Source organism: Streptomyces sp. NPDC027663 (genome assembly GCF_055566415.1).
Genome location: NZ_JBVHSK010000009.1, coordinates 272,746 through 286,137, shown reverse-complemented (window position 1 = coordinate 286,137; position 13,392 = coordinate 272,746). Strand labels below are relative to the sequence as shown.

11 protein-coding genes are annotated in these 13,392 nt (G+C 71.7%); 8 read left to right on the top strand and 3 right to left on the bottom strand.

The genetic code is table 11. The features are described from left to right. Nucleotides 1–96 precede the first annotated feature (96 nt). Together ACZ4SF_RS24450 and ACZ4SF_RS24445 are read left to right on the top strand one after the other, a co-directional pair. The gene (locus tag ACZ4SF_RS24450; protein ID WP_468388006.1) at nucleotides 97–357 is read left to right on the top strand and encodes a phage terminase small subunit; all 261 of its coding nucleotides are present in this window, start codon (nucleotides 97–99) and stop codon (nucleotides 355–357) included. 22 nt (nucleotides 358–379) lie between these two features. Further along, nucleotides 380–685 (top strand): hypothetical protein, encoded by a 306-nt coding sequence (locus ACZ4SF_RS24445; RefSeq protein WP_468388004.1) that lies wholly within the window; start codon nucleotides 380–382, stop codon nucleotides 683–685. A gap of 405 nt (nucleotides 686–1,090) precedes the next feature. On the opposite strand, the gene ACZ4SF_RS24440 is transcribed toward ACZ4SF_RS24445, so the two are convergent. Continuing rightward, nucleotides 1,091–2,041 carry a D-alanyl-D-alanine carboxypeptidase family protein gene (locus tag ACZ4SF_RS24440; protein WP_468388002.1) on the bottom strand — a complete coding sequence of 317 codons (951 nt, stop codon included), beginning with the start codon at nucleotides 2,039–2,041 and terminating at the stop codon, nucleotides 1,091–1,093. 203 nt (nucleotides 2,042–2,244) lie between these two features. Here ACZ4SF_RS24440 and ACZ4SF_RS24435 point away from each other — a divergent pair, with 203 nt between their 5' ends. The 5 genes from ACZ4SF_RS24435 (at nucleotide 2,245) to ACZ4SF_RS24415 (ending at nucleotide 9,944) form a co-directional block, all read left to right on the top strand. Continuing rightward, nucleotides 2,245–3,144 (top strand): hypothetical protein, encoded by a 900-nt coding sequence (locus ACZ4SF_RS24435; RefSeq protein ID WP_468388000.1) that lies wholly within the window; start codon nucleotides 2,245–2,247, stop codon nucleotides 3,142–3,144. 149 nt (nucleotides 3,145–3,293) lie between these two features. Then, nucleotides 3,294–4,775 carry a 3' terminal RNA ribose 2'-O-methyltransferase Hen1 gene (locus tag ACZ4SF_RS24430; RefSeq protein ID WP_468387998.1) on the top strand — a complete coding sequence of 494 codons (1,482 nt, stop codon included), beginning with the start codon at nucleotides 3,294–3,296 and terminating at the stop codon, nucleotides 4,773–4,775. Beyond that, a complete protein-coding gene (locus ACZ4SF_RS24425; protein WP_468387996.1) occupies nucleotides 4,772–7,312 on the top strand; it encodes a polynucleotide kinase-phosphatase in 2,541 nt (846 codons plus the stop codon). The genes ACZ4SF_RS24430 and ACZ4SF_RS24425 overlap by 4 nt, the downstream gene beginning before the upstream one ends. A 248-nt stretch (nucleotides 7,313–7,560) precedes the next feature. Continuing rightward, complete coding sequence (locus ACZ4SF_RS24420; RefSeq protein ID WP_468387994.1) at nucleotides 7,561–9,408, top strand: RiPP maturation radical SAM C-methyltransferase; 1,848 nt, start codon at nucleotides 7,561–7,563, stop codon at nucleotides 9,406–9,408. Then, nucleotides 9,405–9,944 carry a DUF5825 family protein gene (locus tag ACZ4SF_RS24415; RefSeq protein WP_468387992.1) on the top strand — a complete coding sequence of 180 codons (540 nt, stop codon included), beginning with the start codon at nucleotides 9,405–9,407 and terminating at the stop codon, nucleotides 9,942–9,944. Before ACZ4SF_RS24420 ends, ACZ4SF_RS24415 begins: the two co-directional genes overlap by 4 nt. Before the next feature lie 5 nt (nucleotides 9,945–9,949). Here ACZ4SF_RS24415 and ACZ4SF_RS24410 read toward each other — a convergent pair whose 3' ends face one another. Both ACZ4SF_RS24410 and ACZ4SF_RS24405 read right to left on the bottom strand, forming a co-directional pair. Beyond that, nucleotides 9,950–10,840 (bottom strand): NAD(+)/NADH kinase, encoded by an 891-nt coding sequence (locus ACZ4SF_RS24410; RefSeq protein WP_468387990.1) that lies wholly within the window; start codon nucleotides 10,838–10,840, stop codon nucleotides 9,950–9,952. Next, complete coding sequence (locus tag ACZ4SF_RS24405) at nucleotides 10,837–12,021, bottom strand: SPFH domain-containing protein (protein ID WP_468387988.1); 1,185 nt, start codon at nucleotides 12,019–12,021, stop codon at nucleotides 10,837–10,839. The genes ACZ4SF_RS24410 and ACZ4SF_RS24405 overlap by 4 nt, the downstream gene beginning before the upstream one ends. 130 nt (nucleotides 12,022–12,151) lie before the next feature. Here ACZ4SF_RS24405 and ACZ4SF_RS24400 point away from each other — a divergent pair, with 130 nt between their 5' ends. Then, the gene (locus tag ACZ4SF_RS24400) at nucleotides 12,152–13,375 is read left to right on the top strand and encodes an arginine deiminase (RefSeq protein ID WP_468387986.1); all 1,224 of its coding nucleotides are present in this window, start codon (nucleotides 12,152–12,154) and stop codon (nucleotides 13,373–13,375) included. Nucleotides 13,376–13,392: the final 17 nt, after the last annotated feature.

Sequence of the window (13,392 nt, the reverse complement as noted above, 5' to 3'; positions counted from 1 at the left end):
GGGAGCCATTAAGTCTGACTTTTTACCGTAAAGATCGCTGCGAAGCCGTGCCCGGGCCTAGATCTGCATCCGACCCGACCGGAAGGAGGCGCGCTCATGCCTGGACGAGGTTCCGCCCCGAAAGACCCTGCCAAGCGCCGGCGCCACAACGCGAGCGAGCCGGAGGTGGCCCTCCACCCTGACGACGAACTGCGCGGCCCGGAGCTGCCGGAGGGCGTACTCGGCGAGGAGGACGGCGTCCCCGTCGAGTGGCCCCCGATGACTCAGCTCTGGTGGAACTCCTGGCGCACGTCGGCCATGGCGCAGAGGCACAAGGGGTGGTGTCGTGCTCTGGGATCGTTGGCGAAGTCGACGTAGGCAGGTGCAGGCGTCAGAGGAGATGACCTGGGACGACTATCAGAGGTTCAGCGAGCAGCGCCGCCGCGAGTGGAACGCAGCACCCGCCGTGCTCCACTTCCTTGACGAGCGGGAACCGTGGGTGGGCACGCTTGAACTTCACCGCCGTCATCTCCTCTTCCAGTCAGAGGCGCAGGCGGTGAGAATCTCGCGGAAGTTCCTTGTAGCGCTTGATCCGGGAGAGAAGCCCGGTGAGATGCGGCTCACCGTCGAGGGTATGCCGCTGAAGACAGTCGTGTTCACGCCCGCCCGTGACTTGAGCTGGATCTATTGGGCGGCCGGGAGGTAGCTCTCTGACCTTGGCCGCCGGTTGGGTGGTCAGTTGCCGCGCGCTATCGTGCGCGCCCCCGGTCATGACCGCTTCCGCTCCCTGGGGTGACTCGCGGTCGCATGGATGGAGTACTTCGTCGTGCACGGCCCTGGCGACGTCCAGGATGAGCTCGTACGGCACGGCGACGAGTACACCGGCTTCGCGGACGACTGCTACGCCGTCGATGACGACGAGGGCCGTCTTCTGTGCGACGCGGCTCTCTTCGGGCCCTGGCAGACCGTGCACGGACGCTTCGCGCGCTGGGCCGCCGACGGAATCTTCGACCGGCTCTTGACTGCAGCTCAGGTGCTCGGGGGGTGCCCCCCGGGGGAGTCAGGGTGCGGCCCGGGTGCCGGGGGGACCGGGTGGTCCCCCCGGTCCTGCTCAGCGGGTGAAGCTGTAGTCGAGGATCTTCGCCGCGTCCTTGAAGCGCTGGTCCGCCGAGGTGTCCGCGAGGATGGTGCCCACGACCGTCCTGGAGCCGCGGGTCGCCGCGAACACGAGGCAGAACTTCGCCTCCGGGCCGGAGCCGGTCTTCACGCCGAACGCGCCGCGGTACGTGCTGAGAAGCTTGTTGGAGTTGTTCCACGGCTTCATCGCGTGCGTTCCGCCGCCCGGCCGGTACGACTGCATGTCGTCGTAGACCTTGGTGCCGACGACCTTCTTGAACGTCTTGTTCTTCAGCGCGGTCCCGGCCAGCTTGGCCAGGTCCCGCGGCGAGGAGTAGTTCTTCCCGTTGGACACCCCGTCGAAGGAATCGAAGTGGGTGTTCTTCAGGCCGAGTTCCCGGGCCTTGCTGTTCATCTTGCCGATGAACGACTTGGTCCGCTGGGCGGTCGTGGAGCCCGTGCCGTAGGTGTCCGCGAGCGCGTAGGCCGCGTCGCAGCCCGAGGGGAGGAGCAGGCCGTACAGCAGGTCGCCCACCGTCATCGAGTCGCCGAGGATCAGGTTCGCGCTGGAGTAGCGCTGGGTGTCCGTCACCGGGTCGATGACGTAGTCCGTGTACTCCTTCTTGATCTTCACCTTCTTCTTCAGGTCCACGTTCCGCTGGGACAGCACCACGAGCGCGGTCATGATCTTCGTGGTGGAGCCGGTGCGCAGCCGGCCGTCCACCGACTTGCCGAACAGCTGCTTGCCGCTGGCCGCGTTCATGGCGTACGCGCCCTGGGCCTGCACCTGCGGTGCCGCGGCGGTGGCGCGCGGCGCGGCGGCCGCGGACGCAGGCGTGGCCGCCTGGGCCGGAGCGGCCGCGAGGACCCCCGCGCCCAGGACGGCTCCGGTCGTCAGCGCGACGCCGGCTCTTGTGCGGCCCCGGACTCCCTGGCCTGTGGTCATGGTTCCCCCTTCGGACATCGGTCAGTTGACGGAGGCTCACTCCATCAGTTCCGGGCCCGTGAGGCCATAACGGAGATCACATGGGTCTTCTGTGGACGCCTTGTGCCGGAACTGTGGCTTCCGCCACAGCGCGCATGATCTCGGGCTGATCGTATGACCGCGTGCGTAAACTCCTCCCTCTCGCCCTCGCTGGCCTGTTCGCCGTGTCGGCATGTCAGTTCGTCGGCGGCGACGACGCCGACGACGAGGCACACCGCCTCAACAACATGAGGTCGTTCCCGCTGAACGCCTACCTTCCCGACGCGGCATCCGCCGAAGGCAAGGCCGTCGGCACGGCGCAGTGGATCCTCGCCAGGAAGTGCATGGTCCGGCTCGGCTTCACCGGCTTCAAGACGCTCGACATCAGGACGGTCGAGTCCACGTACCCGGTGCGCCAGGGCGCCCTCGCCGCGATGAGCAAGCTCGGTGACGACAGCCCGTACGGCGTGGACGATCCCGACCTGGCGGCCGAACACGGCTACCACGACCGGATCCAGGACGAGGCCACCGACCAGGCCATGGAGTGGCCCGCCGACCAGTACACGGCCCTGACCGGCACCTTCGAGTCCGGCGAGAGCCACCGGGCGCACGGCAACCCCATCCCCGAGAAGGGGTGCATGGGGGAGGCGCTCCGCAAGATCGCCGGCCCCGAGCCCAAGCCCACCAAGATCGGCGGCATCAGGCTCAGCGGCTACTACTCGGTTGCTGCGACCCTCTGGTACCAGGCGCACAAGGAGGCGACGAAGGTCCCCGCCTGGAAGAAGGCCGAGCGCGAGTGGTCGCACTGCATGAAGAAGGCCGGGTTCCGCTACCCCGGCCCGGACAAGTCGTCCGTCGACACCGACTGGTTCGTCACCGACAAGCCGTCCGGCAAGGAGAAGAAGACCGCCGCCGCCGACGCCCGGTGCAAGCTCGACACCGAGTACATCCAGACGGTGCACGCCATCGAGAGCCGCATACAGAAGAGGATCATCGCCAAGAACAAGAAGGCGCTGGAGGGGAGCCGCGCAGCCGACGAGCGGACCATGGCGAACGCCCGGAAGATCGTCGCCGCGGAGTCGTGAGCGCCGGGCCCGGAGCGCCGGAGCCGAAGCCCGGGCCCTGAGTGCGGTGGCCGGCCCCGTGCGCCCCGGCCGGTCCCGCGCACCCCAGCCGCTGTCGAGGCGGGAAAACGGGTGGTCGGCGGGGCTTGCGGCCAGGGAGAATCGCCGGCATGTTCGTGACGATCTCCACCACCGGAACGGCCGGGAGCCCGGCCACCGACCTGGGGTATCTGCTGCACAAGCACCCCGGCAAGGCACAGGCGTTCTCCACCTCGCACGGCACGGCGCACGTGTTCTACCCCGAGGCGGAGGAACAGCGCTGCACGGCCGCACTGCTGCTGGAGATCGACACGGTCGCCCTGGTCCGCCGCGGCAAGGGCAAGGGCCGCGGCGGCGCACCCGACGCGACCCTCGCGCAGTACGTCAACGACCGCCCCTACGCGGCCTCCTCGCTGCTCGCGGTCGCGCTGAGCAACGTGTTCTCCAGCGCCCTGCGCGGTGTCTGCAACGCCCGCCCGGAGCGCGCCGCCGCCCCGCTGCCGCTGCGCATCGAGGTCCCGGCGCTGCCCGCCCGCGGCGGCCCGGCCCTGGTGCGACGGCTCTTCGAGCCACTCGGCTGGGCGGTGAGCGCCGATCCCGTGCCCCTCGACACCGAGTTCCCGCAGTGGGGCGACTCGCGGTACGTGCGCCTCGTCCTCGAGTCGGAGGCGCTGACCCTCGCGCAGGCGCTGCGCCACCTGTACGTCCTGCTGCCGGTGCTCGACGACGCCAAGCACTACTGGGTCTCCTCCGAGGAGGTCGACAAGCTGCTGCGGGCCGGCGAGGGCTGGCTGCCCAGGCACCCGGAGCACAAGCTCATCACCAGCCGGTACCTGTCCCGCCGCTGGTCGCTGACCCGGCAGGCGATGGAGCGGCTGGAGCTGGTGCGCCTGGCCGAGGCCGACGACAGCGAGGTCGAGGACATCGACAACGCGGTCCCGCAGGACACGGACGCGGAGGCCGAGGAGAAGCCGGCCCCGCTCGCCGTCCAGCGCCGGGAGGCGATCCTGGCCGCCCTGCGCGCCTGCGGAGCCGCCCGGGTGCTCGACCTCGGATGCGGGCAGGGCCAGCTGGTGCAGGAACTGCTGAAGGACGTGCGGTTCACCGAGGTCGTCGGCGTCGACGTCTCCGTGCGGGCCCTCACCATCGCCTCCCGGCGGCTCAAGCTGGACCGCATGGGGGAGCGGCAGGCCTCCCGCGTGCAGCTCTTCCAGGGCTCGCTCGCCTACACCGACAACCGGCTCAAGGGTTACGACGCCGCCGTGCTCAGCGAGGTGATCGAGCACCTCGACCTGCCCCGGCTGCCCGCCCTCGAGTACGCCGTGTTCGGGCACGCGCGTCCGCGCACGGTCCTCGTGACCACCCCGAACGTCGAGTACAACGTCCGCTGGGAGACCCTGCCCGCCGGACACGTCCGGCACGGCGACCACCGCTTCGAGTGGACCCGCGAGGAGTTCCGCGCCTGGGCGGCGGACGTCGCCGGACGGCACGGCTACGACGTGGAGTTCGTCGCCGTCGGCCCGGACGACCCCGAGGTCGGGCCGCCCACCCAGATGGCCGTGTTCGACCGCAACGACCGCACCGAGACCGAGAAGGAGGCGAAGGCCGCATGACCGAGACCCGCACGGGACGGGTACTGCCCGTCACCGACCTCTCCCTCGTCGTCCTCGTCGGCGCCTCCGGCTCCGGCAAGTCCACGTTCGCCCGCCGGCACTTCAAGCCGACCGAGGTGATCTCCTCCGACTTCTGCCGCGGCCTGGTCTGCGACGACGAGAACGACCAGAGCGCCAGCCGGGACGCCTTCGACGTCCTGCACTACATCGCCGGCAAGCGGCTGGCCGCCGGCCGCCGTACCGTCGTGGACGCCACCAGTGTGCAGCAGGACAGCCGCCGGCAGCTGATCGAGCTGGCGAAGAAGTACGACGTGCTGCCCATCGCCATCGTGCTGGACATACCGGAGGAGGTGTGCGCCGAGCGCAACGCGGCCCGTACCGACCGAGCCGACATGCCCCGCCGGGTCATCCAGCGGCACATCCGCGAACTGCGCCGCTCACTGCGCCACCTGGAGCGCGAGGGCTTCCGCAAGGTGCACGTGCTGCGCGGGGTGGAGGAGGCCGAGAACGCCGGCGTCGTCACCGAGAAGCGCTTCAACGACCTGACCCACCTCACCGGCCCCTTCGACATCATCGGCGACATCCACGGCTGCTCGTCCGAACTCGACTCCCTGCTGGCCAAATTGGGCTACACCGACGGCGTGCACCCCGAGGGCCGAACCGCCGTGTTCGTCGGCGACCTGGTCGACCGCGGCCCCGACAGCCCGGGCGTGCTGCGCCGGGTGATGTCGATGGTCAAGTCGGGCAGCGCGCTGTGCGTGCCGGGAAACCACGAGAACAAGTACGGCCGTTACCTCAAGGGCCGCAAGGTCCAGCACACCCACGGCCTCGCCGAGACCATCGCGCAGATGGAGGGCGAGAGCGAGGAGTTCAAGGCCGAGGTGCGGCAGTTCCTGGAGGGACTGGTCAGCCACTACGTCCTCGACGGCGGCAAGCTGGTGGTCTGCCACGCCGGCCTGCCCGAGAAGTACCACGGCCGCACCTCGGGCCGGGTCCGCTCGCACGCGCTGTACGGCGACACCACCGGCGAGACCGACGAGTTCGGGCTGCCGGTGCGCTACCCGTGGGCGGAGGACTACCGGGGCCGCGCCGCGGTGGTCTACGGCCACACCCCCGTCCCGGAGGCCACCTGGCTCAACAACACCATCTGCCTGGACACCGGTGCCGTCTTCGGCGGCAAGCTGACCGCACTGCGCTGGCCGGAGCGGGAGCTGGTCGACGTACCGGCCGAGCGGGTCTGGTACGAGCCGGCGAAGCCGCTGCGCTCCGAGGCGCCCGGCGGGCACGACGGCCGGCCGCTGGCCCTGGCGGACGTGCACGGCCGCAGGGCCGTGGAGACCCGGTACGCCGGCCTGGTGGCGGTCCGTGAGGAGAACGCGGCGGCTGCCCTGGAGGTCATGAGCCGCTTCGCCACGGACCCACGCCTGCTGCCCTACCTGCCGCCGACCATGGCACCGACGGCGACCTCGCAGGCGGAGGGCTACCTGGAGCATCCGGAGGAGGCCTTCGCGCAGTACGCGCGCGACGGCGTCGCGCGGGTCGTGTGCGAGGAGAAGCACATGGGCTCGCGGGCGGTGGCCCTGGTGTGCCAGGACGCGGAGGCGGCGCGCAAGCGGTTCGGCGTGGACGGACCCACGGGGTCCCTGTACACCCGTACCGGCCGGCCGTTCTTCGACGACGAGAAGGTGACCGAGGAGGTCCTCGGCCGGCTGCGCTCGGCGGTCACGGACGCCGGACTGTGGGACGAACTCGGCACGGACTGGCTGCTGCTGGACGCCGAGCTGATGCCCTGGTCGCTGAAGGCGTCCGGCCTGCTGCGCAGCCAGTACGCGGCCGTGGGCGCCGCCTCCGGGGCGGTGTTCCCGGGTGCGCTCGCCGCACTGGAGGCCGCCGCGGCCCGTGGCGCCGACGTGGGCGGCCTGCTGGAGCGGCAGCGGGAACGTGCCGGGGACGCCGCCGCGTTCACCGCCGCCTACCGCCGCTACTGCTGGACCACCGAGGGTCTGGACGGGGTCCGGCTGGCCCCCTTCCAGCTCCTGGCCGCCCAGGGCCGCAGCCTCGCCGCGCTGCCGCACGACGAGCAACTGGCCCTGATCGACCGGCTGGTGGAGCACGACGGCACCGGACTGCTGCAGACCACCCGGCGGCTGTACGTCGACACGGCCGACCCCGAGTCGGTCCGTGCGGGGGTCGACTGGTGGCTGGAGATGACCGGCCGCGGCGGTGAGGGCATGGTCGTCAAGCCGCTCGGCGCGCTGGTCCGCAACGCCGAGGGGCGGCTGGTGCAGCCCGGCATCAAGTGCCGGGGCCGCGAGTACCTGCGGATCATCTACGGTCCCGAGTACACCCGGCCGGACAATCTCGCCCGGCTGCGGCAGCGGTTCCTGAACCACAAGCGGTCGCTCGCGCTGCGCGAGTACGCCCTGGGCCTGGAGGCCCTGGACCGGCTCGCGGACGGGGAGCCGCTGTGGCGGGTGCACGAGGCGGTGTTCGGGGTGCTGGCGCTGGAGTCGGAGCCGGTGGACCCGCGCCTGTAGCAGGGCCATGCCGTCCGGGTCCGCGCCGCCGGAGCCGGGTTCGGCACGGGCCCGGACGCTCCCGTCACACAACGCCCTTGTGTCGCACACACTTCTGTCCATATGGTGGACGGCCGTGCGGCACAAGGGTGTTCGCATGCCATGAGGGGAGTGGCAGGCATGGAGATCAAGAAGGTCGTGGTCCGTGAGGACCAGCGGAGCACCACCCGCCGTCCGGCGATCCTGGAGAAGCGGCCGACCCGCTGAGCATGCGCGTCCACCTGGTCACGATGCCGTGGCATCCGCTCGACCTTCCCTCGCTGCAACTGGGCCTGCTGAACCGCATCGTGCGGCGGGCCCGCCCCGGCGACGAGGTGACCGAGTTCCACGGCTCCCTGCGCTGGGCCGAGTTCCTGCTGGAGCACTCCGGCGGCCGGCTGCGGCCGGGGGACTGCGTGGAGGTCGGCAGCGACGCGATCTTCCACGGCCTCGGCGACTGGGTCTTCTCCGGAGCCCTGTACGACGACCCCGGCTGGGGCCTGGCCCGGCTGCGCAGCTACGCGGCCGACCGGGGCGTCTTCATCGACACGGCCGTCGCCATGCGCCCCTACGCGGCCCCCTTCATCGACGCCTGCGCCACCGAGGTGCTGGCCGCCGAGCCGGACGTGGTCGGGTTCACGACCACCTTCATGCAGAACGTGCCCTCCCTCGCGCTGGCCCGCGAACTCAAGCGAAGACGCCCCGGGTTGACGGTCGTTCTCGGCGGCAGCAACTGCGACGGCCCGATGGGCCACGCCCTGCACCGCAACCACCCCTTCGTCGACCATGTGGTCCGCGGCGAGGCCGAACACGCCTTCCCGGCCCTGCTGCACCGCCTGGACGCACGCACCGAGCCCGCGGACGTCCCCGGCCTGTGCTGGTGGGACGGCCCGGTGTCCCGGGCCAACCCGGAGACCCGGCGGATCGTGCCCCCCGCCGACATCCCCTCGCCCGACTACGACCAGTGGCAGGCCGCCCTGGACGCCTCCCCGGTGCAGGAGCACATCCACCCGAAGCTGGTCGTGGAGGGTGCCCGGGGCTGCTGGTGGGGCGAGAAGCACCACTGCACGTTCTGCGGGCTGAACGGCTCCGCCATGGCGTTCCGTGCCAAGCCGGGTGAGCGGCTGTGGGACGAGATCGACCGGCTGGTGCGCCGGCACCGCATCCTCGACGTGGTCACCGTCGACAACATCATCGACATGGCCTACTTCCGCGACTTCCTGCCCCGCGTGGCCGGCAGCGGCTGGGACCTGAGGCTGCACTACGAGGTCAAGTCGAACCTCACCGCCGACCAGCTGCGGCTCCTCGGCGACTCCGGCACGGTGCACATCCAGCCCGGCATCGAGAGCCTCGGCAGCCGTGTCCTGGACCTGATGGACAAGGGCGTCACCGGCGCCCGCAACGTCCGCACCCTGCGCGAGTGCGAGAACCACGCCCTCACCTGCTCCTGGAATCTGCTGTACGGCTTCCCGGGCGAGACCGCCGACGACTACGCACCCGTCATCGACCAGCTCCCAGCCCTGGTGCACCTCCAGCCGCCCAGCGGGGCCCACCGCATCCAGCTGGAGCGGTTCAGCCCGCACTTCACCGACCCGGACCTCGGCTTCGGCAAGCGCCGCCCGGCACGGATGTACCAGCACGTGTACGCCCTGCCCGAGGCCGAACTCAGTGACCTGGTCTACCTGTTCGACACCGAGGACGCGGGCATCGCGGGCCCGGTCGAGCAGCGGCTCACGGACGCCGTGGCCGCGTGGCGGGCCGGGCACGCGCACTCCAGGCTTCTGTTCGAGGAGGACGGCGCGGAACTGCTGGTGCACGACCGGCGGCACGGCCGTCCCTCCGCCACCCACCGGTTCACCGGCTGGCAGGCCGCGGCCCTGCGCCGCCTGGAGGACGGCCGTACCGTTGCCGCACTGCACCGGCTGCTGACCGCCGACGGCCACGGGATGCCGGAGCAGGAGTTGACCGAATGGGTCCGAGGGGCCCTTTCACTGGGCCTGTTGTTCCGTGACGGCGCCACCTACGTCTCGCTGCCGACCTGGGGCGAACCGGTCAGGCTGCCCGAGGGGGTCCGGTGAGCGGGCTGTCCGGTGCCGTGCCGCACCGGCGTGCCGGGCGAGGGGTGGAGGCGGCCGGGCCCCTGGACATCAGCGGGACCGGACGCGAGACGGCGGAGGCGGTGCGTTTCCTGCGCGAGTGCCAGGGCCACGGCCTGAGCGTGAGCTGGCGGGCGACGGGCGCGCCCGCGTACGACCCCGGTGTCCTGAGCCACCTGCCTCCTCCCGAGGAACTGCCCTCGGATCCGGCGCTGTTGGAGTCATGGCAGGCAGATCATGCCCACGGCATCCTCTACCACCGGCGCGGTCCGGACTTCGTCACCGTGCTGGACCGCAGGGAGCGGGGCACGGCCGTCCGGCTCACCCTGGACCACCCCGGTCTCCTCGCCGCCTTCCTCCGGCTGCTGGAGCCCACGCCTCTCGCCGCCCTGGACGCCGTCGAACGCGAGGCGCTCGGTCTCCTCACCGCCGAGCGACTGGTCCTGGCCACCGGGGGATGGGCGGTGACCCTGCCCCCGCGGATCCGGCAGTGGCCCGTCCCCTGCACCGCGCTCTGAGCCCGCTAACAGGCCAGCCGGAGCCGTTGCCCGCACACGCCGATCCGGACCGTCTGCCCCCAGGTGAGCTGGAGCGCGTCCGTCTCGATGCCGTCACCGAACGCGATGAGCCGGTCCGACTCCACGGTCACCGTCAGCGCCGCCGAGGCCCCGAGTTCGCCGGCCACCAGGCTGGTCCCGGTGGCCGGTGACGGCCAGGCCTCCCGCACGAACCACATCAGCCGGTCCTCGGTCGGGGAGGGCAGCGCGGGCCGGCCGCCCCGCTCCTGCCACAGCGAGCGCAGCCAGCCGGTCGCGCCCGTCCCGGTGCCCACCAGCACCCCGGAGGAGGCCTGGGCCTCGACGGCACCCCCGTCGCCGTCGAGGCCCAGGCGGTAGCGGGCGGTCTGGTGACCGGGCGTGCCCAGGTAGATCTCGTTGAGCGCCACCAGCCGCTGGGTGTCGTCGGCCACGGCCTCCACCATGGTCAGTTCGTCCACCGCGGTGCCCGCCGCCGGCAGCAGCTTTCCCGCGTCCCGCGGGCGGTGCCGGACCAGCACACCCGGGTTGCGGCCGGGGTCGGCGTCGATGCCGATCACCGGCTGGCCGGTGAGGTACTTGGCCGCGTTCGCGACCAGCCCGTCCTGGCCGACGACCACGACCACGTCCTCGGGAGCGAACAGGAACCGGTCCAGGTCGCTCCGCTCGACGTGCGCCTGACGCCAGCTCAGCGGGATCGCCGCGGTCACCTCGGCCAGCGCCCGGCGGGCCCGGCGGTGACGGTCGGCGACCTCCTCGATGTCCCGGCCGCGGGAGGAGAGGAAGAAGGCGGCCTGGCCGTGCGTGCCGTGCCGGGCCACCAGCTCCTCGTACTCCGTGGTGCGGTGGACCAGCACGGCCCGCGGGGCGAGGCTCACGCCCCGGCCTCCGGGGCGCCGCCGAGTCTCGCCAGCAGCCCGGTCAGCACGTCCGGCGAGACGGTCACGCTGTCGATCCGGGGCAGGTTCTCGGCCAGCCGGGTCGCGGTCAGCGCCTGGAGGGTCGTCGCCCCGTCGACGCCCGCTTCCGCGTGCACCCGCAGCCAGGCCGCCTGGGCCTCGGCCCGGGCCTCGCCGACCTCGCGCGCGCCCTCGGCCTCCGCACGGGCGACCCGCACGGCACGGGCCGCGTCGGCCTCGGCGAGCTTGAGGGAGCGGGCCGCCTCGGCCTCGGTGAGGGCCGCCGTCCGCGCGGCCTCCGCCTCGGCGAGCTTGACCGAGCGGGCGGCCTCCGCCTCCGCGAGCCGCACCGACCGCGCCGCCTCGGCCTCGGCGAGCTTCACCGAACGTGCCGCCTCCGCCTCCGCGCGCACCGCGTCCGCGGCCGCCTGCTCCTCCGCCTCGCGGCGCGCGTTGGTGCCGCGCTGCTCGACCAGCTGCTCCTCGCGGCGGGCCAGCTCGATCTTGCTGGCCAGTTCGTTCTCGGCGATGGCGCGCTCCCGCTCGACGGCCACGGCCCGCCGCTCGTAGGTGGCGCGGTCGGCGTCCTGCTGGATCTGCTCCCGGGCCGGGGTGCGCAGCGCGCGCTCCACCTCCGGCTCCGGCCGCACCGCCATCACGCGCACGGCCACCACCTCGATGCCGGTGGCCGGCAGCCGCGGTTCGCCGCCCAGGCCCGCCGCGACCTGTTCGCGCACCGCGCTCACGCCGTCGGCCAGTGCCGCCGAGAGCGGCGTACGGGCGAGCACGTCCAGGGCGTGCTGCTGCGCCGTCTCGGTGAGCAGGGTGCCCAGCTGCTCCAGCGGGGTGCCGCGCCATGCGCCGGTGTCCGGGTCGATCGAGAAGTCCAGGCGGGTGGCGGCGAGCGCCGGGTCGCCGATGCGGAAGGTGACCGTCGCCTGCACCGTCACGTCCTGGAAGTCGGCCGTACGGGCGTGGAAGGTCATGGCCAGCTCGCGGTCGTCGACCGGCACCTCGGAGAGCGCCGCGGTCAGCGCGCGGTACCAGAAGCTCAGCCCGGGGCCGTCGTGCACCAGCTTCCCGGCGCGGCTGTGCCGGATGTGTGCCGTCGGTGTCCCGCGCAGATGGCGCCAGCCGAGGCGCCGGGTGATGTCGGCCATCGGCCCCCCTCTTTCTCGTCACACGGACGATAAACGCGTTGGACCCTTGTCGTCAAGGGGACGAAAAGTGGGGGGTGCGGAAACCGCCGAGAGGCGGGTGAACCAGGGGCGCGGCGGCCAGGATGGAGGCATGGGATTCCATGTCGACTCCGAGGCCGGGCGGCTGCGCCGCGTCATCCTGCACCGGCCGGATCTGGAGCTCAAAAGGCTCACCCCCAGCAACAAGGACGCCCTTCTCTTCGACGACGTGCTCTGGGTGCGCCGGGCGCGCGCCGAGCACGACGGGTTCGCCGACGTCCTGCGCGACCGCGGGGTCACCGTCCACCTCTTCGGCGACCTCCTCACCGAGACCCTCGAGGTGCCCGAGGCGAGAACCCTCGTCCTGGACCGGGTCTTCGACGAGAAGGAGTACGGCCCCCTCGCCACCGACCACCTGCGCGCCGCCTTCGACCGGATGCCCCCGGGCGAGCTGGCCGAGGCCCTGGTCGGCGGGATGACCAAGCGGGAGTTCCTCGCGGCCCACGCGGAGCCGACCTCGGTCCGCTTCCACGTGATGGACCTGGACGACTTCCTGCTCCCTCCGCTGCCCAACCACCTCTTCACCCGCGACACCTCGGCATGGATCTACGACGGCGTCTCCATCAACGCCATGCGCTGGCCCGCCCGGCAGCGTGAGACCGTCCACTTCGAGGCGATCTACCGGCACCACCCGCTGTTCCGTGACGAAACGTTCCGCATCTGGTCCCGGGGGCAGGCGGATTACCCCTCCACCATCGAGGGGGGTGACGTCCTGGTGATCGGCGACGGAGCCGTCCTGATCGGCATGAGCGAGCGCACCACCCCCCAGGCCGTGGAGATGCTGGCGCACAAGCTGTTCGCGGCCGGCTCGGCGCGCACCATCGTCGCGCTCGACATGCCCAAGCGGCGCGCCTTCATGCATCTCGACACGGTGATGACCATGGTCGACGGTGACACCTTCACCCAGTACGCCGGCCTCGGCATGCTCCGCTCGTACACCATCGAGGCCGGTGACGGGGAACGGGAGCTGAAGGTCACCGACCATCCGCCGGAGCACATGCACCGGGCCATCGCCGCCGCGCTCGGCCTCGGCGAGATCCGGGTGCTGACCGCCACGCAGGACGTGCATGCGGCCGAACGCGAGCAGTGGGACGACGGCTGCAACGTGCTCGCCGTCGAGCCCGGTGTCGTCGTCGCCTACGAGCGGAACGTCACCACCAACACCCATCTGCGCAAGCAGGGCATCGAGGTGATCGAGATCCCGGGCAGCGAGCTGGGCCGGGGCAGGGGCGGGCCGCGGTGCATGAGCTGTCCCGTAGAGCGAGACGCTGTATAGAAATGTGAAGGGTCGTA